Origin of the sequence: Pseudomonas sp. St29 (genome assembly GCF_001547915.1) — a bacterium.
Lineage (GTDB): Bacteria > Pseudomonadota > Gammaproteobacteria > Pseudomonadales > Pseudomonadaceae > Aquipseudomonas.
The window spans coordinates 5,500,838-5,527,729 of the sequence record NZ_AP014628.1 but is presented as its reverse complement, the minus strand read 5'-3'; the positions used below and the strand labels follow the sequence as shown (position 1 = coordinate 5,527,729).

Below are 26,892 nucleotides of genomic sequence, written 5' to 3'. Positions count from 1 at the left end.
CAGTCGGGGATTTTTTCGGCGACGGGCAAGGCTATTGCCGGATCGCGATTGCGGCTATGGTGCTGGCACTCGTTTTTTGCAGTCGAGGCCTGATCGGTATGCGTTATCCCTCCATGACCGCTCTGCGCGCGCTGGACGCGGTGGCCCGCCTGGGCAGTGTCGCCGAAGCCGCCAATGAGCTGAACCTGACCCCCAGCGCCATCAGCCACCAGATCAAGAGCCTGGAGCAGACCCTGGGGTTTGCCCTGACCGAGCGCCAGGGCCGCAGCATTCGCATCACCTACCAGGGCGAGCGCTATGCCCGGGACATTCACCTGCTGCTGGCCAATATCCTCGAGGCCGGCCAGCGCTCCGACGGCCAGCAGGTCAGCGGGCGACTGTGCATAAGCAGCCCGCCGGGGTTCGCCACCTATTGGCTGTGCACCCATATCGCCGAGTTCCAGGCGCTGTATCCCCAAGTCGAATTGCAGCTGGTTTCACCCCGCACCCCGGGCGACACCAGCGACAGCAGCGTCGATCTGTTCGTCGCCTACGGCATGGGCGACTGGCCCAACCAGCATGTGCAGAAGATCGTCTCCCTGCGCTATTTCCCGGTGTGCAGCCCGAGCCTGGTCAATGCCATGGGCGGTTTGAAAACCCTCGACAGCCTGGACCACGCCCTGCTGCTGCACATGATCGACTACTCCGACTGGCGGGTCTGGCTGGCGGCGGCCGGGGCGCCGAATGTCGATGTGCGCCGGGGCATCGTGTTTGCCGACGCGCACTTCGTGCAGTCGGCCTGCATCGCCGGCCAGGGCATCGCCATGGGCGACAACCTGATCAGCGGCGAGGCCCTGGCCAGGGGGCAGTTGGTGCAACCCTTCGGCACCGAGATCGAATCCAACCGCGGCTACTACCTGGTGGCCGACCTGCTCAAGGCCGAGCGCCCGGTGGTGCTGGCCTTCAGCGAATGGGTCAAGTCGCAGTTGCAGGGCATCACCCGCCTGCACCCGGAACCCCGGCGCAATGGCAAAGCGTGAATTTTATTGAGCAATCGCGGCGATTTTTTTCGATTGTTGCCCCTCGGGTGCAGCGACTAATGTCCCTCGACATCAGCCGGGCGCAGGGTGTCGTCCGGACGCATAAGAACAAGAGGAGTAGTCGATGACCACCTGTGCCCAGTCCCTGGTTCGTTTGCTGGAAGGTTATGGCGTGGACACGGTGTTCGGGATTCCCGGCGTGCACACCGTCGAGCTGTATCGCGGCCTGCACGGCAGCCGCTTGCGCCATGTCAGCCCGCGGCACGAACAGGGCGCCGGGTTCATGGCCGACGGCTATGCCCGGGCCAGCGGCAAGCCGGGAGTGTGCTTCATCATCACCGGTCCGGGGATGACCAACATCCTCACCGCCATGGGCCAGGCCTACGCCGATTCGGTGCCGATGCTGGTGATTTCCACGGTCAATCGTCGCGAGCACCTGCGCCTGGGCCATGGCCACCTGCATGAGCTGCCGGACCAGCGGGCGATGGTGGCCGGGGTCTGTGCCTTCAGTCATACCCTGCAATCGCCTGCGGAACTGCCGGAGCTCCTGGCCCGGGCCTTTGCCGTGTTCAAGTGCGCGCGGCCACGGCCGGTGCACATCGAGATTCCCCTGGATGTGCTGGACATGCCCGCCACCGACCTCAACCTCATGCCCCGCAGCCTGCCCGGTGCACCGGCGCCTGCCGGGGCTTCGATCGAGGCGGCCGCGACCTTGCTCAACAGTGCCCACCGGCCGCTGATCCTGGCCGGCGGCGGCGCCCGCGGTTGCGCCGAGGTCCTGCGGCAATTGGCCGAACGCCTGCAAGCGCCGGTGGCCCTGACCACCAACGCCCGCGGCTTGCTGCCCTGTGGCCACCCGTTGCTGCTCGACGGCGTGCAGTCGTCGGCCCATGGCCGGGCCCTGATCGATGAGGCCGACGTGGTGCTGGCCGTGGGCACTGAACTGGGGGAAACCGACTACGACTTCTTCGGCCTCGGGCCCCTGCGCTTCAAGGGTTCGCTGATCCGCCTGGACATCGACCCGATGCAGGTCATGGGCGTGCAACGGGCCCATGTCGGCCTGGTGGGCGATGCCCTGGAAGGCTTGCAAGCCTTGCTTGGCAAAGTGGCGCCACCCAGCGCTCGCGGTCGTTGGGCGCTGGACAGCGTCCAGCGCGTGAACCAGGCCGAACGCACCGGCTGGACGCCCAAGCAACAAGGCTTGCAGGGCTTGCTCGACCTGCTGCGCGACACCCTGGGCAGCCCGATCCTGGTGGGCGACTCGACCCAACCGGTGTACCAGGGCGCCTGCGGCTACCAGGCACCGGCCCCGGCCAGCTGGTTCAACGCTGGCAGCGGTTACGGCACCCTGGGCTACGGCCTGCCGGCAGCCATGGGCGCCAAGCTGGCACAGCCCGAGCGTCCGGTAGTGGCGCTGGTGGGGGACGGCGGCCTGCAGTTCGCCAGCAGCGAACTGATCGCCGCCAAGGAAGCGCAGATCGGCGTGATCCTGCTGGTGTGGAACAACCAGTGCTACGGCGAGATCCGCGACTACATGCAGGCCCGGGACATCGCGCCGCTGGGGGTGGACATCCTCACCCCGAACTTCCAGGCCATGGCCCAAAGCTTCCACGTGGCGCACCATCGCGCCGACACGCCAGGGCAGCTGCAGGACTTGCTGCAGAGCCTCAAGGACACTCGGCAGCCGGTGATGATCGAGGTCGACGCCCGGGCCTACCTGGTCCTGGACTGATCCGCCGGCCGGTTCGGCACTCGGGCCGACAAGGAGCGGGCCTTCAAGGGACAAGCTGGGTTACATTGGCCGCGCTCGCCAGGACGCACCTTGTCACTTGAGGATTCAGGGATGAACTGCATTTTCTGCCAGATCGTCGCCGGCACCCTGCCGGCGGCCGTGGTTTACCGCGATGAACACTGCATGGCCTTCATGGACGTGCATCCGCTGGGGCGGGGCCATGTGCTGCTGATTCCCCAGTCTCATGTGGAAAAGCTCGAGCAACTGCCCGGCTTTGTCCGCCAGCACCTGTATCAGGTGTTCGACGGCCTGCTGGCGGCGCAGCGGCGTGCCGGCTACGGCGTCGAAGGCACCCACCTGCTGGTCAATGATGGTCGGGCCACCAACCAGCACATCCCCCATGCCCATCTGCACCTGATCCCGCGCAAGCGTGGCGATGCCCTGGGGTTTGCCGGGCGCCTGCTGCTGCATTTCACTGGGGTGTTCGGGCGCCGCGCGAAATTGGACGTCCTGCAGCAGCAGGCCGCCGGCATCGCCGAACAGGTGCGCGTGCCCTGGGTCAGTGAAACACCGGTGGGCAACCGCTGATATGGACCGCCGTCGCGCGCTGGCCCTTGAATATGCGGAGGCCCAATACCTGCGGGCGCGGGTTCAGGGGCTGGCGAATCTGCCGGGCAACCCCTATCGGGCCAGCCTGTTGGGCGAGCCTGAGTGTGGCGCCTTCGTGGTCGCCGGTAATCCCAGTCCGATGATGAACCGGGTGCATGGCGACTGCGGGCAACAGGCGCGCAGCGTTGTCGGTCTGTTACAGACTTGCGCGGCCTACGCCCCGGCGATCGCCTTGATCGCTGAGTCAGCCAAGGTGGCGAACACCCTGGAGCTTGAGGGGCAGCCGTTGCAGCGTCTCAAGGGTTGGACCCACGGGCAGCTGTTCGCCTCGGTGGACCCGCGTGTCGCGCCCTCTTCGGCGCTGGATATCGAACCGGTGACGGCCTCGACCCTGGAAGACTTCTGCGTGCTGCACGGGGACAGTTTCAAAACGCCTGCGGCGGCCCGACCGGTCAATCAGGCGGCCTTCGGTGGATTGCTCAATGAGGACCGTGGGCACTTGTACCTGTTGCGCGAGCAGGGCGTTGCAGTGGCCGGGGCGGCGCTGTTCATCGCTGACAACGCGCTGGCCTACCTGGGCACCGCCTTTACCGCTCGGACCGCCCGGGGCCAGGGTTATCACCGGGCCCTGATCGCCCATCGCTTGCAGCAGGCCGCCGCCCTCGGCGCCCAGAGTGTGGCGGCCACCGCCCTGCTGAGCTCGCAAAGCCGGCGCAACCTGGAGCACTACGGCCTGCGCCTGTCCCACCTGCAGACCCTGTATCGGGCCGTGCCTTAGTGCGGGTTCTGTTGCGCCGCTGGCACCGGGTCGAAGCGGATCGAGTGCAGGATCGCGTCCAGGGTCGCGAAGTCCTGGAAGAACCCCACGCTGTCAGCCACCACCTGACGCCGACCACTGTCGAGCAACGCCATCAGGCAGGTGCCACCATAGGCGTGAAAACCGGTTTCCTCATCGCTGATGCCGCAGGTCTGATAGGCCCGCAAGCCTTTCCAGCCGGGGCCTGAAATGTCCTGCACCGGGCTGGGTGCATCCCTTCCGGCGCTGCGCATCCAGACGCCGTTTTCCTGATAGAAAAACAGCTCCTCGGCGGCCTGTTCCAGGCTGCCCTGCCGCAGGCACAGGTGCAGGGTGTACTCCTCGTTTGGGCGTTTTTTCGGATGGTCCAGGGTGAGGCAGTTCTGCGTCTGGCTGAGCTTCCAGCCTTTGGGGTACTGCAGGCTGAATCCCGGTCCGTTGAAGCGTGGCGAATCCTCGGGCAATACCGGTATCCCGTCTTCCTCCCGCAAGGGTTCATACAGCCTGGGATCGTTGCGACAGGCGGACAGCGGGCGGGCCTGGGCCTTGTGCAACTGGTCGAGGCGATGAGTCCGTGGATCAGCGCTGGCGCTGACACAGGCACAACCGTAGCCGTAATGATTGTTGGTGCGCACCCATTGCTGGTCGTTAAAGGTGGGCCAGTCGCCTTCGGCCTGATAACCACCCTGGCTGGCAATTTCCCAGACGCCGTCGCGGTCGGTCAGAGTGGCGTTGGCCGGCGTTGGGTTCTCGAACCAGCCGCAACGACGTTCGACCTTGGCCGGCGCCGCGAACGCGGGCAGGGCGATGACGGTCAGCAGAGTGCAGAGCATGACGCGCTGAAGCATGGAGCATCCTTGTTCGAGAGGCAGGGCCGGGGACAATGGAGCGCTGCTTCGGGCGCGTCAAGTCGGGCAGAGGGGCCGTCGAGATAGCACCAGGCGCTCGTCAGCGTCGCAGCAGCATGCCTGTTGCTGATTGGGTTAAGGCTTCGGCAAGCCTGGCCGAAACAGCGGCTGGGAAATGGCGTAATCTCGCGCCTGGCCAACGAGCCGTCCACCTGCCCTGGGGCCTGTCATGCAACGGATGCTGTGCAGTGTTTTAAACCTGGCGATCATCCTGTCATCGCTGGGAGCTTGTACTACGGCGCCGGTCAGGCCGGCGGTCGAGGGCCCGCAGGTGTATGGCTACACCCTCAATCAACCCTTGAGCCGTGAACAGGTGCAGCGGCTGACCGACACCGGCAAGCACTTTGTCGGGGCCATCAAGCTGTATCAGCAGGAATTGCCGGACGGCAGCCAGTTCGGTTTCTACACCGATTACCGGAACTGGCTGGATACGCTGGCCCGCACCAGCCGAGAGTTCCCTGCCGAGGGCGATTGCCAGGCGGCCCAGCAGGCGGACCAGATGCAGCTCACCACCCTGATCGATGACTTCAACGCCCGTCAGGCCCGCCCGGCGGGAGCGCCGCGTCAGGTGGGGGAAGTCTATGCCATCCAGGCGCTGGACGCCTGTCGGCGTGTCGGTGGCCAGGGGCCTGGAGCACACGCCTTTCGCTACACCCTCTGGGCCACCCTGCAAACCGAAACAGCGGCCCCTGAGCACGACTTTCTGCGCAAGGTCGAGGACCCGCATGCCCAGGCCCGGGGCATCGCGCAGGTGATGCTCATGCTGCCCTTTGCCGCGCTGGCGACGTTCATGGGGGGCGGCTGCACTGATTTGCAGTCTCAGCCCAATGGCGACGGCTACTGCGCCCGGCAGCGCGCAGGGGCAGGTAGATGAAGCGCCGGGGTCAATAGCGCCACTTGCGCACCAGGTCCTCGCCGTAGCGCTGGCTGATCAGCGCTTCGCCGCCGTCATCGTCGTCATACACCTCCGCCAGGCACAGCAGCATCAGGGCATCCAGGTACTCCTCGGGCGAGTCGAAGAAGCGCGTCAGCGCCGCGCCTGTGTCGTGGTCGAAGTAGTAGACCGCGCCGCTTTCGCGGTGAAAGCAGAACAGATTGCCGTTGCCCAGGTAGTCGCCGAAAGCGATCAACTGGTGCGCCAGCGTCAGGTCCAGATCGCTCTCGGGGATATCGACGATACCGGGGTAGGCCTCCAGCAGTGGCTGGATGCAGATGTTGCCAGGCTCGACGCTGCACAGGACTTCCGCCAGGGACAGCACCCCCAGTTGCCGGTGATAGTCACGCAGTGAAGGGGGCAGGTGGCAGCCCAGGCGCTGTTCCAGGGCCAGCAAGGTGTCCTCGGCAACCGGTGACAGTTGCGGCTGGTTGACGTGGCCTTCCCAGAGCGCGCCGTAGGCACCGATGACCGCCAGGTACCAGCTTTGCCGCGCGACCTGATCGGGCAGGTCCGGCCAGGCCAGGGGCGGGCAGCCGGCGGGTGGCCATTGTTCGGGGGTGGTTTGATCGGTCATGGAGCGTCCTTGCGAGGGGGCGGAAAGGGGAAAGCTTTATCCATGGCTTGAACACATGGGTCAAGCCTGATGAGCGCTGCGGACATTGTTGGCGGCAAGGTCCGGATCTAGCCTGTGGTTTCGATCATGAATACACCAGGGAGGACCGCCCAATGACCTTGAAATTCGCAGCCATCGATGCCTGGGCACAACCGGCCAACGGCCGTGCCCGGGCGCTGTTGCCGGAAGTGGCGCGGTTGTTCGAGAAGTCCGGGTCCGCGCATTGGCTCGACCAGGCCCTGAGCATTGAACAGACCGTGGAGCTGATGGATCAGGCTGGGGTGGAGAAACTCATGCTCTCGGCCTGGTGCCGGCCCGAGGGCTGGGTGTTCAGCAACGATGAGATTGCGGCTTACACCCGGGCCTTTCCCGAACGTTTCGTCGGCGTGGCCACGGTGGACCTGAGCCGGCCGATGGCGGCGGTGGCCGAGCTGGAGCGAGCCGTCAAGGAACTGGGCTGCAAGGCTCTGCGCATCGTGCCCTGGTTATGGAAACTGCCGCCCAATCACCGCTGGTATTACCCGCTGTATGTGAAGTGCATCGAATTGGGCATTCCCTTTTGTACCCAGGTTGGTCATACCGGGCCGCTGATGCCGTCGGAAACCGGGCGGCCCGTGCCGTACCTGGACGAGGTGGCCCTGGATTTTCCCGAACTGGTGATTGTTGGGGGACACATCGGGTATCCCTGGACCGATGAGATGATCGGCCTGGCCTGGAAGCACGACAACATTCACATCGATACCTCCGCCTACCTGCCGGCCTATTACCCCCCGCAGCTGCTGCATTTCATGCGCACTTATGGCCAGGACAAGGTGTTGTTCGGCAGCAACTTTCCCCAGCTGTCGCTGAAAAAATGCCTGGAACAGGTGCGCGCCCTGGAACTTCCGCCGGCCATTGCGGACAAATTCCTCCAGGGCAATGCCCGTCGGGTATTTGGTTTGTAAGCGTCGGCAACAGACGCTCACCCGCCTGGCCCGGGCGCCTGAACGCCGCTGCCAGATTGCGCTTGCCGCGCGGCAGCGGTTTTTTTGGTCGGAGGTTTCTTGCTATCGTGGCCTCCCTCTTTCACGGACGAATATCGAGACAGCCCATGGCTAACTCCACCCCGTCACGCCTCGGCAAGATCCTCCAGGGTCTGCTGTTTGTTCTGATCGGCATCGGCCTGTTGGTCATCGCCGGCAACCTCACCCTCGAGCGTCGCGAATTCATCGCCAGTGCCCAGACCGCCGACGGTATCGTCAGTGACCTGAACGCCGGTGGCTCGCACCCCGAGATCGCCTTTACCACCGGCAGCGGTGAGAAAATTTCCTACCCCCAGGGCGGCTTTATCTTCGGCTACCAGAAGGATCAGCCGGTGCGGGTCTATTACCAGCCCGAACGGCCGGCCAACAGCGCGGTCATCGATGACCCCGCGGCACTCTGGGGCACTCCCGGTGTGCTGGGCCTGATCGGTTTGGTATTCACCCTGGCCGGCCTGGTGGGTGTCATCAGCCAGCGCGGACGAGCCGCACAAAAAGCAAAAGGACTTTGACCCCATGAACCTCAGCATTCCGATTCCGGTCAACGAAAGTAAATGGCTCTACCAGACCGCCAGCGGCGGCGGCCTGACCATCGCCCTCGTGGCCGGCGGTGGTGGGTCGATCACCCTGCGTTCGCCCCAGGGCAAGGACGTCAGCTATCGCTACGGCGGTCTGGGGGTAGGCGCCGGCTTTGGTGGACGCCTGCCGCGTTTCGGCAAGGTCAATATCCAGGTCAAGGGCAAGAGCGTCAGTGGTGCCGGTGCGGCGGAGGCTTTTCCCAGCACCGGCAAGGTCTTTGTCAGCGATGCCCTTCGCAGCCGGGACCTGACCGAGGACGACATCACCGGGCCTTGTTTCTATACCGAAGTCGGTGGCGGACTGGTGGTGGGCGGTTCGGCCACGGCCCTGCTGTTCGGCCTGGACCCCAAGCTACTGGCCCTGGCGGTCGTTTTGGGAAGCACCCCGGCGACCATGATGGCTTCGATCAAGGTCAACGAGCAGTTGCTGCGTTCGGCCAAGGGCGCCGTGGTCATGGCGGGCATGAACGTCGGACCACAGGCCGGTGGTGGCATTGCCACCTACATGGGCTACCTGTTCTAGCCGCGCCCGGAGGCGCGCCGGGAATCACAGGCGCGCCAGGCACTCCTGGAGAATATCCAGGCCTTCCTCGAACACCTCAGGTTCGGTGGTCAAGGGCGCCAGCAGGCGGATGATGTGCCGCGACTTGCCGCTGGGCATCAGCAGCAGCCCGGCCTCCCGGGCATTGCCGAGCAGGGTGCTCAGGTGCTCCGGCGCCGGTTCGCCATGGGCGTTGACCAGCTCGATGCCACGCATCGCGCCGACCCCGGTCAAGCGTCCCAGATAGGGGCTCAGGCGATCGGCTTTCCAACCCTCATAACGTTGCACGATGGCCTGTTCCTGGCGCTCGCCCCAGGTTTGCAGGTGCTCGTCGGTCATTTCCTCCAGGGTGGCGAGGGCGGCTGCGCAAGCAATCGGGTTGCCGGAATAGGTGCCACCCAGGCCGCCCTTGGGCAACGCGTCGAGCAACTCCTTGCGTCCCACCACGGCCCCCAGCGGAAGCCCGCCGCCAATGCTCTTGCCCAGCAGGATCAGGTCCGGCTCGATGCCCAGGGCAGAGAAGGCAAAGCGTTGCCCGGTGCGGCCGAAGCCGGACTGGATTTCATCGGCGATCAGCAAAATGCCATGTTGGTCACAGAAGCCGCGCAACGCCCGGGCGAAGGTCGGGTCCAGGGCCAGGAAGCCGCCTTCGCCCTGCACCGGTTCGAGGATGAAACAGGCCACTTCCTCGACAGCGATTTCCACGCTGAACAGGCGCTGCATGGCCTTCAGGGCTTCGTCGCAGCTGACGCCGGTGTCGGCGCTGGGGTAGGGCAGGTGATACACCGGCCCCGGCAGCACCCCGACTTTCTGCTTGTAGGGCGCCACCTTGCCATTGAGGTTGAGGGTGGCCAGGGTGCGCCCGTGAAAGCCGCCGTCGAAGGCGATGACCGCGCTGCGCCCAGTGGCCCCGCGCACGATCTTCAGGGCATTTTCCGCGGCTTCGGCGCCGCTGTTGGTGAGCATGCCGCTGACCGGGTAACGCACCGGGATGAAGTCCGCCAGGCGCTGCATGAGCTCGATGTAGGGTTCGTGCTGCGCGGCGTTGAAGGCGTAGTGGGTGAGCCGGGTGGCCTGCTGCTGGATGGCCGCGACGATGCGCGGATGGCAATGCCCAAGGTTGAGCACGCCGATACCGCCGACGAAGTCGATGTAGCGTTTGCCGTCACTGTCCCAGACCTCGGCGTTGCGTCCGTGGCTGAGGCGGATCGGGTGGACGGTGGAAATTGAACGGCTGATGTTCTCGTGGCTCATGGATGCGGGCTCTGGGTGCCGGAAACGAGCCGTTATCTAAGCCGGGGCCGGGGGGCCGGGACAAACGAAATAAAGTCGTCGGGTCAGTATGAAAATTCCCGATGTGTTGCGGCCTTTAGCTCATTTTTGCTGCGCCTTGCGCCGGTTGCGCAGGTGCCGCACCAGCGCTATCAGGGCCACCAGCGCCAGGACCCCGAGGAAGATCGGCAGGCGGTAGGGTTTCAGGTCACCGAGGAAATGCTCCAGGGCTTCGCCGGCCCAGTAACCGGCGCTGACGAACAGGACGGCCCAGACCGCCGCGCCCAGCACGTTGAGCAGGGCGAAGCGCCAGGGCGCCAGGCCGCTGGCACCGATCACCATCGGGCCGACCAGGCGCATGCCGTAGAGAAAGCGCACGGCGAACACCGACGTCGAAGGGTAGCGCTGGATCAGCCCCTGGACCCGTTCGATGGCCGCCTGATGGCGCTTGAGCCTGGGCAGCAGGCGCGCTCCGGAGTAACGGCCGGTCCAGAACAGCAGCTGATCGCCGAGGATGCCGCCGAGGGTGGCCCAGCCGATCACTTGCGGCCAGTGCAGACTGCCCTGATGCGCCGCCATGCCGCCGAGGATCAACACGGTTTCGCCTTCCAGCAGGCAGCCGATGAAGATCACCCAGTAGCCGTAGGCGGCGATCAGGGCATTGAGGTCGAGGTGTTCGAGCATGGGCAAGAGCTTCCGGAGGGGGGCTGAAAACAAGCCGGGCGATGATCAGGTTACAAATGGCTCTGATTCCATTCCTAGGCACAAGTGCCCAGGATCTTCAGCGCGGGTCCGGCCAGGGCGCCGGCCAGTCCTTCAGAGCCCAGCGTAGACGTCAGTCTCGGCGTAGGACACGGGTAGAGATACGGCCATTGTTTCCGTAGAGCAGACTGGGATCGCGGGTGTGAGGAAGCCCCTGTGAGTGCAGGCGGCATGGGGGAGCAGGATCAGTCGTTATCTGCGTCGGCTTTCTCGGCCCAGGCGGATTTGGACGAGGGATAGCGTATTTCAACCTGGGTACCCGCTTGAATCAGGGCCTCCTGCCAGACCCTGAACTGTTGTGGCCAGGCTTGGCTTACCTTGAAGGGGCCGCCGGCCAGCAAGTCCCTGGCCACGCTGGGACTGACGCCCATGGCTTGCCTGATCAGCGCGAAGACTTTCGCGGGGTTGGGCCCCACCTCGGTGATCCAGAGCGCTGGATCACTGGAGGCGAGGGGCGGGTAGTCCGCAAACGGAGCATATTGCCGGGTCAGCACTGTCATGGCATCGCTGTAGCTCAGCGAAGCCAGGGCCTGGGCATTGGCCAGGTGTTCATCGCAGAACCACTCGTAGCCATGAGGGTGTCCTGCGCACCCTTCGCCCAGTGGACGGTAATCGGCGAACTGCACCATGGCGCCGCCACTTCCGGCATGCTGCATCTCTGAGGAAAAATCGTTGTGGCACAGCTCGCATACAGGCGGTTTCATCGCTCTATCACTCTGGGCATGCTTGGCCTTGCGGGGCCGAGGTCACGCAGTCTGCCCCAACACCCACGCCCAGAACATCCCCGCCCCATACAAGCCCAGCCCGAACACCGCATGCGCCATCAGGCTGCGCAGCCGGGCCACATTCGGCTTGGGCGTCTTGCTCGCCGCGATTCCGGCGCCCATGCCCGGTTGCATCAGCAGGAACGGCGCTGCCACCGTCAAGACACCGATGATCAGGGCCGGTGCCAGGGTCGGCTGTCGCGCCCACTCCAGGCCGCAGATCAGCAGCAACAGGGCGGCAAAGCCGACGCCGATCAGGTAGTGCGCCAGCCAGCCCAGTGCATGCTCCCCGGGGACCGCAGCGGCTTGGGCGATGCTTGGATGCACGAAGCGCCCGCGAGGAAAATGCCCGATCCAGCGGCCGACCATCGCCCAGTTGGCGCCAGGCATGTTCAGCGCCCGCGCCAGAAACAGCGTCCAAAGATCAAGGATCAAGGTGGCGCCGATGCCCAACAGCAGCGCCTGTGAGATCAACGCGACGAACTCATGCATTACGGACTCCTTGAAGTGCGACGGGCTGTGCTTCAGCCTTGTGCACGGGCGTGATAAGTTTTCATTCAATTAAGTGATTGAATGATCAATAAAGCAGCAGGAGCTGTCAATGAGCGATTCGATTTCCCCCCAGCATCCCCTGGTCGAGATGGCTGAGCTGGCACGCATTCTCGGCCACCATCACCGGCTGATCCTGTTGGAGCACATTGCTCGCGGCGAGCTGCCGGTGGAGCGTCTGGTGGAAGCCTCGGGCCTGTCGGTGGCCAACACCTCCCAGCATCTGCAGCAGTTGCGGCGTGGCGGTTTCGTGCAGACCCGGCGCGATGGCAAGCGGGTGCTCTACAGCCTCAGCCAGGGACCGCTGGCCAGTCTGCTGGGCGCCTTGCGTCAGTACGTCGATTACAACCATGGGCAGATTCGCCAACTGCTGGCCGACAGTGAGCAGCAACCGATGCAACTGGAGGGCATATCCCGTGAGGAACTGCGTCAACGCTTGCAGGAAGGCGGCATGACCCTGCTGGACGTGCGTTCGCCGGAGGAGTTCGCTCAAGGGCATTTGCCCGGGGCAATCAACATCCCGCTGGAGGAGCTGGAGCAGCGTCTGGCCGAATTGGCTGCTGATCAGGAGTGGGTGGCGTATTGCCGTGGCCCCTACTGCGTGCTGTCACACAATGCCGCAGCCCTGCTGAGGGCCAAGGGCTTCAAGGTGCGGCGTCTGGAGCAGGGATTCACCGATTGGCAAGCGGCGGGACTGGGGGTGGAAACCAGCGAGTAAAAGCGCCACCTGGGCCGGCATACAGGACATTGCCTAGGGCGCAATGATCCATATCAACAGGGTTTTCAGAAAAATCCGCTACAAGGGCAACAGGCTCGGACCCACAAGGTATCGAGCCCCGGGCCCGCATCCTGAGGGCCGGGATAACCAATAAGAACCTTTGTGGATATCGGCCGAGGGGACCACCCCAGGCGGATTTTAAAGGAATAACCTGATGGCTTTTTCTCTGTCGCGCCTGTCCCTGCTGGGCGCCGCGCTGCTCTGCGTACCTCTTTTGCATGCCAGCGAGCCGACCCCGGCAGCGGCGCTTTCCACCCCCGACTCCGAGTTGATCCAGCGTGGCCAGTACGTGGCCCAACTGGGCGATTGCATTGCCTGCCACACCGCCAAGGGCGGCGCCACCATGGCCGGTGGCCTGGAGCTGAAGACGCCCATGGGCACCATCTACTCCAGCAACATCACCCCGGATAAAGACACCGGTATCGGCCGCTACAGCTTCGAAGCATTCGATCGCGCCATGCGCGAAGGCGTCACCCCCGACGGCAGCCATCTGTACCCGGCCATGCCATACCCGTCCTACGCCAAGATGACCGAAGAGGACATGCGCGCCCTTTACGCCTACCTGATGCACGGTGTGGAGCCGGTGGCCCAGGGCAACCTGGAAGCCGACATGGGCTTCCCCTTCAACCAGCGCTGGGGCCTGTGGTTCTGGAACCTGGCCTTCGTCGACAAGCAGCCGTTCAAGCCCGATCCGGCCAAGGACGAGCAACTCAATCGCGGCGCCTATCTGGTCCAGGGCCTGGGCCACTGCGGTTCCTGCCATACGCCACGGGGCATTGCCTTCCAGGAGAAGGCCATGAGCGACACCGAGTCCGGCGGCCAGCACTACCTGGCCGGTGAGACGGTGGAAGAGTGGCGGGCCCTGAGCCTGCGCAACCTGTGGACCGTGGAAGACACAGTGCAACTGCTCAAGACCGGGCAGAACCGCTTCGCCACGGTGTCCGGCAACATGGCCGACGTGATCCACCACAGCACCCAGCATTTCACCGACGCCGACCTGACCGCCATTGCCGCCTACCTCAAGTCCCTGCCGGCCGGTAAAGACGATTTGCCCATGCCTTCGGTGGCCCTGACTCCGGCGGCCCCGCCGAGCAACCTGTTCACCTCTCGCGGTGGCCTGGGCTACGCGCAGTTCTGTTCCGACTGCCACCGCCAGGACGGCGCCGGCGTGCCGCAGATGTTCCCGTCCCTGGCGGGCAACCCCAGTGTCGCCTCGGCCAATCCGACCTCCTTGCTGCACATCACCCTGACCGGCTGGCAGACCGCGCAGACCGCCGCTCATCCGCGGGTCTACACCATGCCCGGGTTCGCCCAGCTGGCGGATGGCGAGATTGCCGAAATCCTCAGTTTTATCCGCAGCAGCTGGGGCAACAACGGCTCGGCCATCAGCGCCGAGCAAGTGAAAAAGATGCGTGCGCAACTGAGCCCACAGGTGGAAAACACCCTGTTCGAAACCCCGCGCCTGGCCAACCTGCTGGCGGCACCGAATGCCGAGCAAGTGGTGCGCGGCATGCGCCTGCACCTGGAAACCAAGGCTCTGCTGCCGGATAACGTCGGCAACTCGCTGAACTGCACCAGTTGCCACCTCAACGCCGGCACCGTGGCCGACGGTTCACCCTTTGTCGGTGTCTCGGCGTTCTTCCCCGGCTACGCGCCGCGGGCGGGCAAGACCATCACCCTGGAGGAGCGCATCAACGGCTGCTTCCGCCGTTCCATGCACGGCAAGCCGCTGCCGGTGAACGGTGCCGACATGCAAGCCATGGTGGCTTATTTCGAATGGATGAAAATGAACACTCGCCCCGAAGACAAGGTGGCCGGGCGCGGTGTCGGCAAGATCGACCCGGCCCTCAAGCCCAACGCCGACAACGGCAAGCAGGTCTATGCCAAGCAATGCGCGGTGTGCCATGGCGCTGATGGCGAAGGCCTGAAACGGGCCGACGGCAGCCTGATCTTCCCGCCGCTGTGGGGCGATCAATCCTTCAACATCGGTGCCGGCATGGCCCGCACCTACACCGCCGCGGCCTTCGTCAAACGCAACATGCCCATCGGCTTCCACGAGAAATTCCCCCTGGGCCAGGGCGGCCTGTCGGACCAGGAGGCCCTGGACGTGGCCGAGTACTTCTCCCACCAACCGCGTCCGGACTTCCCGGACAAGGTCAAGGACTGGCCCAACGGTGGCCGTCCGGCGGACGCCCGCTACTGACCATCGCAACGGCTCTGTAGCCACTGTCGCAGGCTGCGAAAAAGCCCTCCGCGGCCCTCAAGAGATCCTGCTCTTCGGGGGCCGCGGAGGGCTTCGGCTGCCGCTGCCGAAATCGCAGAAAAGTCTGTGGCGGCACAGTGGCGCCGGAGTAAGATCGCCATCCTTTGCCCGCCGCCTGCGCGGGCGTTCCCATCAAGGATGAATCATGCGGCTTCGCTCGATCCTGTTGCTGACCCTGTCCCTGGGGCTTGGTGGTTGTGCCTTTGTTTCCGAGCTCAAAGCCACCACCGTGAGTTACCGGGTGCCGGCCGATGCCGGTGAAACCGCGCTGATCCGCATCGTCGCCCAAGGGCTGGTGCGTGGCGTGCCCTACAGCGATTGCATTGACTGGAGCAAGCCCGCGTCGGGGCTGATGGTTCGGCCCCATCGCGGCATTGCCCACCCCAACTTCCGCAACCTGGGCATCCCCATGACCGCCGCCACCGACCGCATGCGCCGTCAGGAAGGCTTTGGCGCCAACGAGCTGAAGATCCCGGCCAATCGTCCGTTCGCCTTCATGTTCTACAACACGGAACCGGGGATGGATAAGGACTACCGCTTTGTCTGCGAACAAAGCGTGACCTTCGTGCCCGAGGCCGGCGCGACCTATCAGATGGAGTTTCTCCAGGACCAGATGTGCACCGCGAGGCTGCGCAAGATCGATGAGCGTGGCGAAGCGCTGCCGGACCTGGTGGTTTTGCGCCCCACCGATCTGTGCAGCGCCAAAACCCAATAGGGCGTGAAGCTAGGGGGCGTAGTGCTTGCAGATCTCTTCCCAGATGTAGGCCCCGCGAAAGCGGATCCAACGGATGAACAAGCGCACGCGAAACGCCTGCCAGCGGCTGCGGCGCCGTAGCGCCAGGCTTTCCTCGATCGCCTCCAGCAAGGATTCGCGCGCGAAGCACAGCCAGATTTCCGGGATCACCGCCATCAGGTTGGTGTAGCAGACCGGCGCCACCTCCTCGTAGAGAATGCGCTCCACCTCGGCCCGGTCATACGCCTGGGTTTCGCGGGCAATATAGGCGTAGTCCACCTCGTTATCGACAAAGGCGTCCGACAGTACGTAGCGAATATCGTCCCGCTGTTGCGGGGTGATTGCTGATGACACGGAGCGCTCCTTCCTGGGGCTTTGGCAATCGATCTGAGGCAATCTGCGCGCCGCATGAGGCGCGCTGCGACGGGCTCACCAGCGACGATAGGGGCGGCCGAAGGGAACCCCGTTCAAGGTGTGAGTGCAGCAAGGGCAATTGGGGCTCATGGTGGCTGCGCTCAACTGGGGATTGACCTTCTGCAGCAGGCCCTGGGTATCGACGTACAGACCGCTGAAATAGGCGCAACCGCTGAGGCCCACGTAATCCTGTTGTTCGTGCTCATGCAGGGCCACCAACCAGAAAATCGGTTCTTCCCGATCCAGCCGGCCTTTCGCTTCGCTGAATACCCCATCCCACGGCTGGCCGACCCGGCTGAGCAGAAAACGGAACAACGGCGTGTAATCCAGCCCCAGGCGCTTGTTGGAGTGCATGCTGCCGCGTTGCTGTTCCCTGGCCAGGAGGGCCTTGCTGTGACGCTGTTTGGCGTAGGACGGTGAGTTCTTGTGCCCCACGCCCCGGGTCCGGGTGTTGACCTTGCGATACAACGGTTGTTTTTCCATCGGGCGGGTCCTTCCTGGTGGCCGGCGACAGCGGATTCTATCTTGGCGCGATCATTCGTGTCGGCGCTGCGCCATTGGCATTGTGCTGGAGGATGGTCACCGGCTGGCCCTGCTGATTGAAAAACACCTGGCCGATCCCCGACGAATTCCACAACCGCTCCCCGGCTTCGGCATGCTCGGGCACGTGGGGTATCACCTTCATCCGCCGGCGCTTGGTGAACCAGTTCAACGGCGAGCGCGGCGAGTAGAGCCAGCGGTTGAGGCGGTCGAACCATTCCAGCAGGGCGGCGGGAAATTCGTTCTTGATGCCGCTGCTGGTGATCTGCCAGATGCGCGGGCCGCCCTGGCGGTGACGGATCAGCACTTCGTAGACGAAGGAATAGTGCACGTCGCCGGAGAGAATCACGTAGCTGCCCGGGGTTCGCGAGTGGCGGAAGATGTTGAGGATCACCTGGGCCGAACCGCGATGGGCCATCCAGTTTTCCGCGTCCACCAGCAATGGGTAGCCGCACCAACTGAAGACTTTCTGCACCGTCTCGATCAGCTTGACGCCGAAGATCGGCGCCGGTGAAACGATGATCGCCGAGGGGTGATCCAGCAGTTCGTGTTGCAGTTCGCACAGGGCCTCCCAGTCCAGCAGGCCCGAGGGCTGGCCCAGGTTGGACTCGCTGCGCCAGCGCCGGGTGCGGGTGTCCAGCACCACCAGGGCCGGGGTGCTGGGCAAGACGTACTGCCACTGCGCAAAGCGCAGCAACTGGTCGATCAAATCGTCCTGGGCCTGACGTTGCAGCAGGTGTTTCGGGCCTTGTGGCGTGGCGCTCAAGGCGCGAGTCTGTTCCAGCAGTGGCACGAAGGCGTCCGGGTTGTTGCCCCAGCCTTGGCACAGCATGTACGCCAGCAGGGCGTTGCCGATGATGCGTTTGGAGAAGGGATGACCGTAGGCGGTTTCTTCCCACTGGGCGCTGAGGTTCCAGTCGTCGGTGATGTCGTGGTCGTCGAAGATCATCAGGCACGACAGGTGGGCGAAGACCCGCGCGGCCCCCTTCAGGCCCTGGACAAAATCGTCGATGCGCTGCTGTTCCCGGGTGTAGCGCGTTTGCTGTTCCGGCGTCAGTTGCGGTGGCTGTGGCGCGATCAGGGGCCAGGGCACCGGTGACCACACCAGCAGGTACATGGCCAGCACCTCGGCGAAGGTCACCAGGTGGTTGTCGGCATTGCTGCTGGTGAAGATCGGCTTTTTCACCCCGCCGAAAAACCGCTCGCGCAGGGTTTCATTGCTTTTGAGGGCCGGGAGCAGTTCGGCCCGCTGGTAGTAGCTGGCGCCATGGCGGTACAGCGCCTGGCTGTCGGCCACCACCGCGCCCTCCAACTCTTCATCGAACAGCCCGAGGCGCTCGATCAGGGCGTGAACTGCCCGCAACATGGGGCCGGCCACATCGTCGGCATACACCTGATCGCCGCTCATCATCAACAAGGCCGGGCGCTGTGCGGGCTCGGGCTGTTGCGCCAGCAGGCGGTCGACGCAGAGCAGGCCATCAGTGGACGGGTGATGGGGCTTGCGGCAGGAGCCGTGGAGCAGGTTGTCGATGCGGCTGTGGAGCACGAACTCCGGAGTCCTGGCATCGCCATACAGCAGGTGCGGCGCCCAGTCGGCAATGGATCGGGCGCCGTCCTCGGCGTCGTTGATCAAGAGGTCATAGGCAATCGTCACGTCCTGGGGCAGGGCGTCGTCCAGGGGCACATCGATCAGATGGATAAAAGCCTGGCGCCCGACGGGGATGACCTGGCATTGCTGCTGATCGAGGGGCCGTTCCAGGGCCGGGCCGCCCGTGGGGTGCAGGCGCAGGGTCAGCGGCAACGCCCTTGAACCCACCAGCCACAGCACCAGCCGCGTTGGCTCCAGGCGGCGCAGCAGCGGGCCGGCAAGAACGGGGGGCAGGGCTGGGGCGGGCGTAGTCAGTGGCATCTGCAGCGGGGTCTCTGGCGGTTGCAAAGGGGGCGCAATGGTAGCGCAGCCGATGTCGAAGAAACGTCGGCTGTGGGGGCGGCGGCAAGGCTTTTGTATCCGATTATTTATAGGCGCTGGCCAGCATCACACCGAATCCGAGAAAGGTCATCCCCGACAGTTTGCCGACGATCCTGGCCCCTCGGCGACTGGACAGCCAGCCCCTGGCGCCGTTGGCCATCAGCGCGTAACCGCTGTGCAGCGCAATCACCAACAGGCTGTAGGACGCCACCAGCACAAAGAACTGGCTGTAGTAATCGCCTTGCGGCTGGATGAACTGTGGGAACACCGCGAGAAAGAAAAACCCGGCCTTGGGGTTGAGCAACTGGATCGACAGGGCCTCGACAAAGCGCCGTGCGGGGCGGCTTTTAGTCTCCTGGAGTGGCGGAATGAAACTCTGCGTGCGCCACATCTTCACCCCCAGATACAGCAGGTATAGGGCGCCGATGTACTTGAGCAGGGTAAAGGCAGTGGTTGAGGCCGCCAGGACCAGACCCAGGCTGCTGGCGGAAATCCCCGCCACCACAAAGGCGCCCAGGGCGATACCGAGAATGCCCGGCAGTGCCCCGCTCCAGCCGTGGCGCAGGGCGTTGGACAGGGTCAGTACCACCCCGGGGCCGGGGCTGAGAATGGTCAGGGTGGCCAGCAGTAAAAACAGTCCATAACTTGCCATGCAGCACTCCAGAAATGAGCCATTGAAGGGGCGCAGCCTGCTCCGCGGTTGGTGGCCTGACAAACGCTTTAATTGCACGGCTGATGTGCCTAAATCAGATCCATGCACAGGCTCTACAAAGCGTCTCAGGCGCCGCTGGCCCGGGCGGGCACCTGGGTCCGATTAGTCACCGCGTCCTGCTGAATCTGCGCCAGCATCCACTCGATAAACACCTGGGCTTCGGGGGCGGCATCGGCGGCGAGCGCGTAGTAATAGCGGGTCAGCGGCTGGTGCAGTTCCGGCAACGGGCAGACCAGCCGGCCGCTGCTCAGATCCTTGGCCAGCAACGAGGCCGGGCACAGCGCCAGCCCCAGGCCGTCGACACAGGCCTGGAGCACGAAGTGCAGATGGTCGAAATGCAAGGTCGGTGGCTGGCGCAGTGGCTTCAGACCGCAGTGTTCCAGCCATTTTTGCCAGTCGTTGGCGCGGCTACGACTGACCAGCAGGGTATGGCGCCCCAGATCCTTGGGGCTGTTCAGTGCTGTGCTCTGCAACAGCGATGGCGCGGCCACCACCAGGATTTCATCCTCCAGCAAGCGCTGAGGCTGCAGCGATGGCGCCCAGCCCGAACGCCCGCGACGAATTACCAGATCGAAGGTTTCCTTGGCCGGGTCGGGGAGCAGGGTGCTGGTCACCACCTCCGGCTGGATCTGCGGGTACAGCGCCATGAACTGCGGCAAGCGCGGAATCAGCCAGCGCACCGCGAAGGACGGCCGCACATTGACCGTCACCTTGCGCAGGGCCGCGCCGCGGCGCAGTGAAACCGCGGCCGCGGCGATTTGGGTCAGGGCCACGCTGACCTGTTCATAGAAGGCTTGCCCGGCGGGGGTCAGCACCGACTGGCGAATGCGCCGTTCGAACAGCAACACACCCAGGTGCTCTTCCAGCAGTTTGATATGGCGGCTCACTGCGCTGTGGCTCACGTGCAGTTCTTCAGCAGCGCGGCTGAAACTCTCGTGGCGAGCGGCGGCGGCAAAGGCGCGGACGGCGTTCAAGGGGGGAAGGTCAGTGATCATGTGTCTAATTTAGTCACCTATGTGGCGCAATAAAAGCGTTTGTCAGTGCCTTGGCCGAACGTCAGGCTGAAACCATCCGTGACCTGCCGGTTTGCCTGCCATGCCCGATACCCACGCCCGCACCACCGATAAAGCCTCCGCCCGCGCCGCCGCGATCCTTGGCCTGTGCCTGCCCGGCGACACCTTGCTCTACCTGCTGCTGCCCATGCAGCACGAAGCCTTCGGCGTGACCCTGGGCCAAGCCGGCCTGCTGCTGGCGGCCAACCGACTGGTGCGGATCTTCGGCTACAGCCATGTGATGCGTTTCTACGCCCGCCGCGGCGACCGCCCGGTCTGCGTGCTGGCTGCCTTTACTGCGGCCCTCTGTGCCCTGGGCTACGCCACCTTGTCCGGTTTCTGGTGGCTGCTGCTGTTGCGCCTGGGCTGGGGCCTGAGCTACGCAGCCCTCAACCTTTCGACCCAGGTCATGGCCACCGCCGAGCCCAGCGGCGCTGCTCGCCGCACTGGCCGCTCCCGAGCACTGATCGCTACCGGGCCGATGCTGGCCTTGCCCCTGGGCGCCCTGGTCAGCGTCGAATACGGCCCGCGAGTGATCTTCCTTCTTATGGCCCTGACCTCGTTGATCGCCATGCTCCTGGCCTTCGGCTTGCCGAATAGGCCCCATCCGCTGGCCAGCTCCAGCCGCCGTTTCCAGCGCCCTGACAGTGTGGCGGTTTGGTCCTTTATCGAAGGCCTGGTGCTGGACGGCCTGTTCATCATTGGCCTGTCGCTGCTGGCCGAACAGCTGATGGCGGGCAATGCAGTGCTGGTGGCGGGCGGGCTTCTGGCCCTGCGCTACGTGTCGGAAATGCTCCTCAGTGCCCTGGGCGGTATCGCCGCACAGCGCTGGGGCGCGACGCGGATGTTGATCGTCTTTTCCCTGCTGACCTCTATGGCCCTGGTGGGTTTTGGTTGCCATTGGCTGATCGTCGGCGGCGCCTTGGTGCTGGTGTTGCGGGCCCTGCAATTGCCGCTGGTGGTCACGGTGGTGGCGCAACGGCATCCGGGTGCGGGAAGGGTGCGGGCCTTGGCGGCCAATGCGGTGTGGCGGGACATCGGCGCCGGGATCGGGCCCTTGATCGCCGGCTTGCTGCTGCCGGTGGCATCGACGGTGTGGGTGTATTCGCTGGCGGCGGGTTGTTTGGCGCTGAGTGCGTTGGCGTGTCGGGAGGTTCGTATTCGTGGGGAAGAGGTTAAGCCGGCGCCTGCCGAAGAGGTTTGAGGGTTTTTGGAAGAGTTTCTGCAGCCCCCAGCAAGTCAGATCAGTTAAAGAAATTTTGTAGGAGTCACTGACATCCAGCATGGTCGGAGATAGTGATGGCCATAGCCTTGGCAAAGGCACTAGGCAATTCCCAAAAAGAATCCATGAAATATCTCGCGCCAAAGCCTGGATTGAACACCTCGTGTATCCCGCTAGGCTTGGGTTGTCGCTGCCAATCCAGCGACAGGGCCTGGGAACCCGTAGAAACAATAGGTGGTTGCGTGCCGCCTTTTTTGGTGGCATCTCATCACTCAGGAGCTGGTTTCATGGACGTTTCGACTCAGTATCTTCCCCCCACCACCCCTCGCACCCAGGCCCACGCCGGAGGTGCGCAATGACCATCAAGATCCTCGGCCATGTCACTTTCGCCGCCAGTGGCGAAGCCCAGCATTCGCTGTTCCGGGTCAATCCGGACGTGCCGCTGCGCGAAGCCCTGGAGCAGGTGTCGCAATTGCTGTTCCACGCCAAGCATCTGGTTCGGGACGCGGCGCTGGAGCGGGACGACCGCTATGCCTGGGCCGCTGTTTATTTCAGCGAGATGGGCAAGGCGATTGTCGATGATTTGTGCCTGGGAAGCTGGCCGGCTGCTGGGGAAGGGCTGCGCGCCGGTTAAGGCGAAGCTCTGAAGGTCTGTGCAGGAGGGGAGCCCGGAGGTGAGTCGCTCCCCGCCTGAAATTCTGTAGGAGCGAGCTTGCTCGCGATGATGCTGAGAGCGCCGCATTCTTCCCTGTGAACGCGCGTTTTCGTTGACGTCCATCGCGAGCAAGCTCGCTCCTACAGGCCTCAGGCCGAGGCTTTGTGCGTTTCACCGCGTTCAATGCTCTGCGGCTGGCCCTGTTCGATCACCCAGCGCAGCAGCTCGGTCACCGACACTCGGTGCTTGCGTTCGACCCATTCCATGCCTTCAGGGCTGTAGTGCTCGCTGTAGCGGGTCAGCACCAGGTAGTGCTGGTCTTCGGACAGGCCCAGGCTGACTTCGCGGCAATGCAGGCTGGCGTCATCGAGTCTGGTCACCCGTTGCAGCAGCATCAGGGCGTGTTGATCGGAGGTGGGCATGGACAGCTCCTTCGCGACGAGAGGGGCCGGGGCGGGGTTGATCAGGCGCATGGTCAGGGTTCTCCAGCAAGGGGAGGCCGATGCTGGCAGCTGAACCTTGCGCAAAGATGTCTGCTTTATTGCGTCGCTGAAGGTTTGTTGCGGCGTTGAAATAAATGACGCCGGGCGGCGAATGGTTTTAGATAACGGCTCATTCCGACTTGAAGTGATCTCCGCCGGTGAGCCGTCTCTTGATCGTGGACGACGACATTGAAGTCCTCGCGCTGCTGAAGAAATTCTTTGTCCAACAGGGTTATCAGGTGGCGGTGGCCACCGATGGCGCGTCGCTGTGGGCGGCGCTGGAGCGGGAGGTGCCGGACCTGATCATCCTCGACCTGATGCTCCCCGGCGACAACGGCCTGACCCTGTGCCAGCGCCTGCGCCAGTTGCATGCCACGCCGGTGATCATGCTCACCGCCATGGGCGAGTTGAGCGATCGGGTGGTGGGCCTGGAGATGGGCGCCGACGATTACCTGAGCAAGCCCTTCGATGCCCGTGAGCTGTTGGCCCGGGTGCGGGCGGTGCTGCGCCGGGCCGGGGAAAGCCGGCCGGTGAGCGGCGAGGTGCCGCGGCCGTTGATCAAGTTCGCCGACTGGCAGCTGGACCTGACCCGCCGTGAGCTGCGCTCGCCGGATCAGGTGATGATTCCGCTGTCGGCGGGGGAGTTCGACCTGCTGCTGGTGTTTGTCGAGCATCCGCAACGCATCCTCACCCGCGAGCAGTTGCTGGACCTGGCTCGGGGGCAGGCCCATGACGCTTTCGATCGCAGCATCGATGTCCAGGTCAGCCGCCTGCGGCGCAAGCTGGAGTTCGACACCAAGCGCCCGGCGATGATTCGCACCGTGCGCAACGGCGGTTATCTGTTCACCCCCAGCGTGACCCGTCAGTGAAGCTGATCAAGCCGTTGTGGCGCTATCGCCTGCGGGACACCGTGGCGCGCTGGATCGCCCTGACCATCATCATGGCCATGCTCACCGCCCTGGCCTTCAATGCGCTGTTCGTGCAACTGGCCGGGGTCTGGGCCTATCCGCCGCTGGCGGAAACCGGGTTGCTGGAAAAGTCCGCGGCCATCGTGCGCATGATCGAGGCCTCGGAGCCGGGCCAGCGCCCGCAACTGGCGGCGGCGGTCAGCAGTGATCACCTGAGTATCCGCTGGCAGCCGACGCGCCAGGGCTTTGCCCTGCCTGAGCTGGACGACCCGGAGTATCGGGTCGGCTCGGAAGGCATCCGCGCCATGCTGCAACCGCCCCAGCGACATATCGAGGCCTACCAGCCCAGTGACTGGCCGGGCCCGGATGGGCGCTACGCGCTGCTGGTGCAACTGACTGATCAGAGTTGGGTGATGTTTTCCTCGGCGTCGCGCAGTTGGGGCCTGGAGGAGGGCACGCGCAATCTGATCGTGATCGCCCTGGTGCTGATCTCCACTGGCCTTGTGGCCTTGATCGCCACCCGCCGCCTGGCCAAGCCGCTGCAGCAGTTCGCCCAGGGTGCGCGGCGCTTTGCCGTGGACTTTCGCGCGCCGCCCATCGAGCCGGTGGGCCCCACGAGATCCGTCAGGCGATTCTCGCCTTCAACGCCATGCAGGCGCAGTTGCAGCACTTCATCAAGGACCGCACGCAGATGCTCGCGGCCATCTCCCATGACCTGCGCACACCGCTGACCCGCATGCGCCTGCGCGGCGAGTTCATCGAAGATGCCGACCAGCAGCAGCGCCTGTTTCGTGATGTGGACGAGATGCAGGCGATGATCAATTCGGCCCTGGAGTTCTTTCGCGACGATGCGCGGTTGGAACAGGCCACCCATTTCGATCTGGCCGAGCTGCTGCAGACCCTGGTGGACGATTATCGCGACCAGTCGATCCCGATCGTTTTCAGCGGCCCGCCGCGCCTGGTGTATTGCGGCCGGCCCCTGGGGCTCAAGCGGGTGATGACCAACCTGCTGGATAACGCGATCAAGTACGGGGGCGAGCCGGCCATCGTGCTGGAGCAGGGCGCCGACCAATTGCGGGTGCGAGTGCTGGACCGTGGCCCGGGAATTGCGCCCGATGCCCTGGAACAGGTGTTCCAGCCGTTTTTCCGCCTGGAGAGTTCGCGCAACAAGAGCACCGGCGGCGTGGGCCTGGGGCTGTCGGCAGCGCGGGCCATCGTGCGTGAGCATGGCGGCGAGTTGCGCCTGTTCAATCGTGAAGGCGGTGGGTTGGAAGCGCGGGTGGAATTGCCGCTGTAGCCGCTGGCGCAGCCTGCGACAAGCCCCGAAGGGCCTTGCGAAGCCCTTCGAGCGCCCTGGCCGGCCGATCCCGGCCTGGGCTCAGTGATCCGTTGCGGCTCAGGACCAGTCGAAGCTGAACAGCACCAGGCCTTCCACCGGTTCGTAGAGCATCACCACCCGGTCGGCGCCGCTGATGCCGTAGTGGTAGGCCGGCACGCTGAGCACGTGCTGAAAGCGCCGGCCCGCCGGGCTCAGGGGCCAGATATTGCAGCTGTCGTCCGACTCTTCGACGTCCATGGGGAACTCCACGGTTTCCACCCAGTTGCCGTAGCCCTCGGCCACACCGCCCATTTCCTCGATATAGGTCAGGCGCTCCTTGTCGTTCTTGGGCCAGGTCAGGTAGCCCAGTTCCTGATGGCGCTGGCGCGCGGTGAGGTAGGCGGCGTGCTGCTTGCGGTAGTGGTGTTGCAGGTTGGCGCGCTGGTTACGCCGGGATTCGGGCAACTCGGCGTTGTCGCCGTGGAGGAAGAAATAGCGTGGACTGCCGCACAGGCGATAGCGGCCGTTCTCGATCTTGAAGCCGATCCAGTTGGTTTTCAGCAGCTCGCTGCCGAATTCGTAATCGTCGGTCAATTCGCCCACTAGCCCCTCGTCGGGCTCGATAGGGCTCAGCAGATGCAGGCGGCCGGACCACTCGGGATTGATCAGGCTGGCGTCGAAGGACAGCAGCGGTAGCAGGTGTTCGGCCAGCTCCTGCTGGTCGGCGACGAACAGCTCGCGGGCGTCGGGGTAGGCGATGGCGCCTTCAGGTAGTTGGGTCAGGTTCGGGGCGGCAACTGTGGGCATGGAGCAATCCTTTGAGGAATGGGCCGGTGCTCGGGGCAAGCGGCACTGGGGTCAGGTGTGGCGATGGCGAAAGTGACCGGGGGTGATGCCGACGACTTTCTTGAAGGCCCGGGTCATGTGGCTTTGATCGAAGAATCCACAGTGAAACGAGGCCTCGGTGATGCTTGCGCCGCTGCGCAACAGGTGCTGGACCCGGGCGATGCGGCGTTGGATCTGGTAGCTGTGGGGCGAGATGCCCAGGCTGTTCTTGAACACCCGGATCATGTACAGCGGCTCCAGGTTCACCAGGGCTGCCAGTTCTTCCAGGCGGATACTCTGTTCGAAGTCGTCGTCCAGGCGCTGCCGGATACGTTTCACCGCCTCGCGCTCCTGGCGATCAGTGGCTGGCTGGCGCACGCCGTTTCTCTGGAACAGCTGCGCCAGCAGTTCCAGCAGAATGCTTTCGCGCTCAAGGCTGGAGTCGGCGTGTTCGATCCGTTGGTGCTGTTGCAGGAACCAGCGGGCGAAGGCCGGATCTTCGCTCAGCACGTTGCGAAACAGGTGGATGTGATCCGCTGCCAGGCGCTGACCGAGAACGGCCCGGTTCAGCCACTGCGGGTCGATGTACAGCATGCGATAGACCCAGCCCTGGTCGCAGGCCTGGACCCCGTCGTGGATTTCGCCGGGGCTGATGGTGACCACGCAGCCCTGGGTCGCCAGGTGGTGGCTGCCGCGATAGAAGAGTTTTTCCACGCCGCCGCTGATGACGCCTACGGCATAACGGTCATGGCTATGGCGGCCAAACGACTGTCGGCTGTAGCGGGCTGCCAGCAGCTCGCAGTCGCCTTCCGGGATGCGCCAGAAGCGGGAGAAATCCCCAGGCGGTGGTGGTGGGCGGTTCTGGTGGGCATCCATTCCATGTCCAGTTTTGTGCAATACGCAGAGATTGCCGGCCGATAAA

At 64.4% G+C, this 26,892-nt stretch carries 28 protein-coding genes and 1 pseudogene; 15 read left to right on the top strand and 14 right to left on the bottom strand.

The window, feature by feature from the left end:
• Window positions 1-98: 98 nt before the first annotated feature.
• The 4 genes from PST29_RS24515 to PST29_RS24500 all read left to right on the top strand — a co-directional run bounded on the left by PST29_RS24515 (window position 99) and on the right by PST29_RS24500 (window position 4,138).
• The gene (locus PST29_RS24515; protein ID WP_060842013.1) at window positions 99-1,019 is read left to right on the top strand and encodes a LysR substrate-binding domain-containing protein; all 921 of its coding nucleotides are present in this window, start codon (window positions 99-101) and stop codon (window positions 1,017-1,019) included.
• A gap of 124 nt (window positions 1,020-1,143) precedes the next feature.
• Entirely contained in the window at window positions 1,144-2,751 is a 1,608-nt protein-coding gene (locus PST29_RS24510; protein WP_060844554.1) for a 5-guanidino-2-oxopentanoate decarboxylase, read from the top strand.
• A 111-nt stretch (window positions 2,752-2,862) separates the two neighbouring features.
• A complete protein-coding gene (locus PST29_RS24505) occupies window positions 2,863-3,339 on the top strand; it encodes an HIT family protein (protein WP_060844553.1) in 477 nt (158 codons plus the stop codon).
• Between the two features lies 1 nt (window position 3,340).
• Window positions 3,341-4,138 (top strand): GNAT family N-acetyltransferase, encoded by a 798-nt coding sequence (locus PST29_RS24500; protein ID WP_060844552.1) that lies wholly within the window; start codon window positions 3,341-3,343, stop codon window positions 4,136-4,138.
• On the opposite strand, the gene PST29_RS24495 is transcribed toward PST29_RS24500, so the two are convergent.
• Window positions 4,135-5,004: a DUF4087 domain-containing protein gene (locus tag PST29_RS24495; RefSeq protein ID WP_060844551.1), complete on the bottom strand. Its 870-nt coding sequence runs from the start codon at window positions 5,002-5,004 to the stop codon at window positions 4,135-4,137. The two genes, PST29_RS24500 and PST29_RS24495, sit on opposite strands and share 4 nt — an antisense overlap.
• Window positions 5,005-5,233: 229 nt before the next feature.
• On the opposite strand from PST29_RS24495, the gene PST29_RS24490 reads away from it, so the two are divergent.
• Entirely contained in the window at window positions 5,234-5,938 is a 705-nt protein-coding gene (locus PST29_RS24490; protein WP_148659675.1) for a hypothetical protein, read from the top strand.
• A 10-nt stretch (window positions 5,939-5,948) separates the two neighbouring features.
• Here the strand turns inward: PST29_RS24490 and PST29_RS24485 are convergent, their stop codons facing one another.
• A complete protein-coding gene (locus PST29_RS24485; protein WP_060844549.1) occupies window positions 5,949-6,575 on the bottom strand; it encodes an SMI1/KNR4 family protein in 627 nt (208 codons plus the stop codon).
• A gap of 152 nt (window positions 6,576-6,727) precedes the next feature.
• On the opposite strand from PST29_RS24485, the gene PST29_RS24480 reads away from it, so the two are divergent.
• The 3 genes from PST29_RS24480 to PST29_RS24470 all read left to right on the top strand — a co-directional run bounded on the left by PST29_RS24480 (window position 6,728) and on the right by PST29_RS24470 (window position 8,734).
• Window positions 6,728-7,558 carry an amidohydrolase family protein gene (locus PST29_RS24480; RefSeq protein WP_060844548.1) on the top strand — a complete coding sequence of 277 codons (831 nt, stop codon included), beginning with the start codon at window positions 6,728-6,730 and terminating at the stop codon, window positions 7,556-7,558.
• A 146-nt stretch (window positions 7,559-7,704) separates the two neighbouring features.
• A complete protein-coding gene (locus PST29_RS24475; protein ID WP_232513179.1) occupies window positions 7,705-8,145 on the top strand; it encodes a DUF3592 domain-containing protein in 441 nt (146 codons plus the stop codon).
• A 4-nt stretch (window positions 8,146-8,149) separates the two neighbouring features.
• Complete coding sequence (locus tag PST29_RS24470) at window positions 8,150-8,734, top strand: hypothetical protein (protein WP_060844546.1); 585 nt, start codon at window positions 8,150-8,152, stop codon at window positions 8,732-8,734.
• Window positions 8,735-8,758: 24 nt separating this feature from the next.
• On the opposite strand, the gene PST29_RS24465 is transcribed toward PST29_RS24470, so the two are convergent.
• The 4 genes from PST29_RS24465 to PST29_RS24450 all read right to left on the bottom strand — a co-directional run bounded on the left by PST29_RS24465 (window position 8,759) and on the right by PST29_RS24450 (window position 12,042).
• Window positions 8,759-10,006, bottom strand: coding sequence for a 2-aminoadipate transaminase (locus PST29_RS24465; protein ID WP_060844545.1), 1,248 nt, complete (start codon window positions 10,004-10,006; stop codon window positions 8,759-8,761).
• A gap of 120 nt (window positions 10,007-10,126) precedes the next feature.
• Window positions 10,127-10,708: a DedA family protein gene (locus PST29_RS24460; RefSeq protein WP_060844544.1), complete on the bottom strand. Its 582-nt coding sequence runs from the start codon at window positions 10,706-10,708 to the stop codon at window positions 10,127-10,129.
• Between the two features lie 263 nt (window positions 10,709-10,971).
• The gene (locus PST29_RS24455) at window positions 10,972-11,490 is read right to left on the bottom strand and encodes a hypothetical protein (protein ID WP_060840907.1); all 519 of its coding nucleotides are present in this window, start codon (window positions 11,488-11,490) and stop codon (window positions 10,972-10,974) included.
• 42 nt (window positions 11,491-11,532) lie between these two features.
• Window positions 11,533-12,042 carry a DUF2938 domain-containing protein gene (locus PST29_RS24450; RefSeq protein WP_060840906.1) on the bottom strand — a complete coding sequence of 170 codons (510 nt, stop codon included), beginning with the start codon at window positions 12,040-12,042 and terminating at the stop codon, window positions 11,533-11,535.
• A 109-nt stretch (window positions 12,043-12,151) separates the two neighbouring features.
• On the opposite strand from PST29_RS24450, the gene PST29_RS24445 reads away from it, so the two are divergent.
• The 3 genes from PST29_RS24445 (at window position 12,152) to PST29_RS24435 (ending at window position 15,855) form a co-directional block, all read left to right on the top strand.
• Complete coding sequence (locus PST29_RS24445) at window positions 12,152-12,817, top strand: ArsR/SmtB family transcription factor (protein WP_060840905.1); 666 nt, start codon at window positions 12,152-12,154, stop codon at window positions 12,815-12,817.
• 214 nt (window positions 12,818-13,031) lie between these two features.
• Window positions 13,032-15,080 carry a c-type cytochrome gene (locus PST29_RS24440; protein ID WP_060844543.1) on the top strand — a complete coding sequence of 683 codons (2,049 nt, stop codon included), beginning with the start codon at window positions 13,032-13,034 and terminating at the stop codon, window positions 15,078-15,080.
• Window positions 15,081-15,285: 205 nt separating this feature from the next.
• Window positions 15,286-15,855, top strand: coding sequence for a hypothetical protein (locus PST29_RS24435; RefSeq protein WP_060840903.1), 570 nt, complete (start codon window positions 15,286-15,288; stop codon window positions 15,853-15,855).
• A 9-nt stretch (window positions 15,856-15,864) separates the two neighbouring features.
• Here the strand turns inward: PST29_RS24435 and PST29_RS24430 are convergent, their stop codons facing one another.
• From PST29_RS24430 to gcvA, 5 genes are all read right to left on the bottom strand, one after another.
• On the bottom strand, window positions 15,865-16,227 hold the full coding sequence (locus PST29_RS24430) for a DUF7079 family protein (protein ID WP_173664420.1): 363 nt from the start codon (window positions 16,225-16,227) through the stop codon (window positions 15,865-15,867).
• Window positions 16,228-16,302: 75 nt separating this feature from the next.
• A complete protein-coding gene (locus tag PST29_RS24425) occupies window positions 16,303-16,770 on the bottom strand; it encodes a hypothetical protein (protein ID WP_060844541.1) in 468 nt (155 codons plus the stop codon).
• Between the two features lie 37 nt (window positions 16,771-16,807).
• On the bottom strand, window positions 16,808-18,736 hold the full coding sequence (locus PST29_RS24420) for an alkaline phosphatase D family protein (protein ID WP_060845176.1): 1,929 nt from the start codon (window positions 18,734-18,736) through the stop codon (window positions 16,808-16,810).
• Window positions 18,737-18,839: 103 nt separating this feature from the next.
• On the bottom strand, window positions 18,840-19,448 hold the full coding sequence (locus tag PST29_RS24415; protein WP_060844540.1) for a LysE family translocator: 609 nt from the start codon (window positions 19,446-19,448) through the stop codon (window positions 18,840-18,842).
• A 125-nt stretch (window positions 19,449-19,573) separates the two neighbouring features.
• On the bottom strand, window positions 19,574-20,503 hold the full coding sequence (gene gcvA, locus PST29_RS24410; protein ID WP_060844539.1) for a transcriptional regulator GcvA: 930 nt from the start codon (window positions 20,501-20,503) through the stop codon (window positions 19,574-19,576).
• A 100-nt stretch (window positions 20,504-20,603) separates the two neighbouring features.
• Between gcvA and PST29_RS24405 the strand changes: the two genes are divergently transcribed.
• Together PST29_RS24405 and PST29_RS24400 are read left to right on the top strand one after the other, a co-directional pair.
• Entirely contained in the window at window positions 20,604-21,764 is a 1,161-nt protein-coding gene (locus tag PST29_RS24405; RefSeq protein ID WP_060844538.1) for an MFS transporter, read from the top strand.
• Window positions 21,765-22,137: 373 nt separating this feature from the next.
• Window positions 22,138-22,416, top strand: a complete 279-nt coding sequence (locus tag PST29_RS24400) for a DUF3077 domain-containing protein (RefSeq protein ID WP_060844537.1) — start codon at window positions 22,138-22,140, stop codon at window positions 22,414-22,416.
• A 170-nt stretch (window positions 22,417-22,586) separates the two neighbouring features.
• Here PST29_RS24400 and PST29_RS24395 read toward each other — a convergent pair whose 3' ends face one another.
• Complete coding sequence (locus PST29_RS24395; RefSeq protein ID WP_232513178.1) at window positions 22,587-22,859, bottom strand: hypothetical protein; 273 nt, start codon at window positions 22,857-22,859, stop codon at window positions 22,587-22,589.
• Window positions 22,860-23,077: 218 nt separating this feature from the next.
• Here PST29_RS24395 and PST29_RS24390 point away from each other — a divergent pair, with 218 nt between their 5' ends.
• Together PST29_RS24390 and PST29_RS24385 are read left to right on the top strand one after the other, a co-directional pair.
• Entirely contained in the window at window positions 23,078-23,788 is a 711-nt protein-coding gene (locus PST29_RS24390; protein WP_060840896.1) for a response regulator, read from the top strand.
• A gap of 71 nt (window positions 23,789-23,859) precedes the next feature.
• Window positions 23,860-25,124 (top strand): annotated as a pseudogene (locus PST29_RS24385) (sensor histidine kinase).
• 99 nt (window positions 25,125-25,223) lie between these two features.
• Here the strand turns inward: PST29_RS24385 and PST29_RS24380 are convergent.
• Both PST29_RS24380 and PST29_RS24375 read right to left on the bottom strand, forming a co-directional pair.
• The gene (locus PST29_RS24380) at window positions 25,224-25,952 is read right to left on the bottom strand and encodes a hypothetical protein (RefSeq protein WP_016968352.1); all 729 of its coding nucleotides are present in this window, start codon (window positions 25,950-25,952) and stop codon (window positions 25,224-25,226) included.
• A 51-nt stretch (window positions 25,953-26,003) separates the two neighbouring features.
• Complete coding sequence (locus PST29_RS24375; protein ID WP_060844535.1) at window positions 26,004-26,846, bottom strand: AraC family transcriptional regulator; 843 nt, start codon at window positions 26,844-26,846, stop codon at window positions 26,004-26,006.
• Between the last annotated feature and the right edge of the window lie 46 nt (window positions 26,847-26,892).

Coding starts and splice junctions, on each gene's coding strand:
- PST29_RS24445 (WP_060840905.1), top strand. CDS start 12,152: ATGAGCGATTCGATTTCCCCCCAGCATCCCCTGGTCGAGATGGCTGAG.
- PST29_RS24485 (WP_060844549.1), bottom strand. CDS start 6,575: ATGACCGATCAAACCACCCCCGAACAATGGCCACCCGCCGGCTGCCCG.
- PST29_RS24460 (WP_060844544.1), bottom strand. CDS start 10,708: ATGCTCGAACACCTCGACCTCAATGCCCTGATCGCCGCCTACGGCTAC.
- gcvA (WP_060844539.1), bottom strand. CDS start 20,503: ATGATCACTGACCTTCCCCCCTTGAACGCCGTCCGCGCCTTTGCCGCC.
- PST29_RS24395 (WP_232513178.1), bottom strand. CDS start 22,859: ATGCCCACCTCCGATCAACACGCCCTGATGCTGCTGCAACGGGTGACC.
- PST29_RS24505 (WP_060844553.1), top strand. CDS start 2,863: ATGAACTGCATTTTCTGCCAGATCGTCGCCGGCACCCTGCCGGCGGCC.
- PST29_RS24470 (WP_060844546.1), top strand. CDS start 8,150: ATGAACCTCAGCATTCCGATTCCGGTCAACGAAAGTAAATGGCTCTAC.
- PST29_RS24495 (WP_060844551.1), bottom strand. CDS start 5,004: ATGCTTCAGCGCGTCATGCTCTGCACTCTGCTGACCGTCATCGCCCTG.
- PST29_RS24510 (WP_060844554.1), top strand. CDS start 1,144: ATGACCACCTGTGCCCAGTCCCTGGTTCGTTTGCTGGAAGGTTATGGC.
- PST29_RS24490 (WP_148659675.1), top strand. CDS start 5,234: ATGCAACGGATGCTGTGCAGTGTTTTAAACCTGGCGATCATCCTGTCA.
- PST29_RS24480 (WP_060844548.1), top strand. CDS start 6,728: ATGACCTTGAAATTCGCAGCCATCGATGCCTGGGCACAACCGGCCAAC.
- PST29_RS24500 (WP_060844552.1), top strand. CDS start 3,341: ATGGACCGCCGTCGCGCGCTGGCCCTTGAATATGCGGAGGCCCAATAC.
- PST29_RS24405 (WP_060844538.1), top strand. CDS start 20,604: ATGCCCGATACCCACGCCCGCACCACCGATAAAGCCTCCGCCCGCGCC.
- PST29_RS24475 (WP_232513179.1), top strand. CDS start 7,705: ATGGCTAACTCCACCCCGTCACGCCTCGGCAAGATCCTCCAGGGTCTG.
- PST29_RS24450 (WP_060840906.1), bottom strand. CDS start 12,042: ATGCATGAGTTCGTCGCGTTGATCTCACAGGCGCTGCTGTTGGGCATC.
- PST29_RS24375 (WP_060844535.1), bottom strand. CDS start 26,846: ATGGATGCCCACCAGAACCGCCCACCACCACCGCCTGGGGATTTCTCC.
- PST29_RS24465 (WP_060844545.1), bottom strand. CDS start 10,006: ATGAGCCACGAGAACATCAGCCGTTCAATTTCCACCGTCCACCCGATC.
- PST29_RS24455 (WP_060840907.1), bottom strand. CDS start 11,490: ATGAAACCGCCTGTATGCGAGCTGTGCCACAACGATTTTTCCTCAGAG.
- PST29_RS24515 (WP_060842013.1), top strand. CDS start 99: ATGCGTTATCCCTCCATGACCGCTCTGCGCGCGCTGGACGCGGTGGCC.
- PST29_RS24380 (WP_016968352.1), bottom strand. CDS start 25,952: ATGCCCACAGTTGCCGCCCCGAACCTGACCCAACTACCTGAAGGCGCC.
- PST29_RS24420 (WP_060845176.1), bottom strand. CDS start 18,736: ATGCCACTGACTACGCCCGCCCCAGCCCTGCCCCCCGTTCTTGCCGGC.
- PST29_RS24435 (WP_060840903.1), top strand. CDS start 15,286: ATGCGGCTTCGCTCGATCCTGTTGCTGACCCTGTCCCTGGGGCTTGGT.
- PST29_RS24400 (WP_060844537.1), top strand. CDS start 22,138: ATGACCATCAAGATCCTCGGCCATGTCACTTTCGCCGCCAGTGGCGAA.
- PST29_RS24440 (WP_060844543.1), top strand. CDS start 13,032: ATGGCTTTTTCTCTGTCGCGCCTGTCCCTGCTGGGCGCCGCGCTGCTC.
- PST29_RS24425 (WP_060844541.1), bottom strand. CDS start 16,770: ATGGAAAAACAACCGTTGTATCGCAAGGTCAACACCCGGACCCGGGGC.
- PST29_RS24415 (WP_060844540.1), bottom strand. CDS start 19,448: ATGGCAAGTTATGGACTGTTTTTACTGCTGGCCACCCTGACCATTCTC.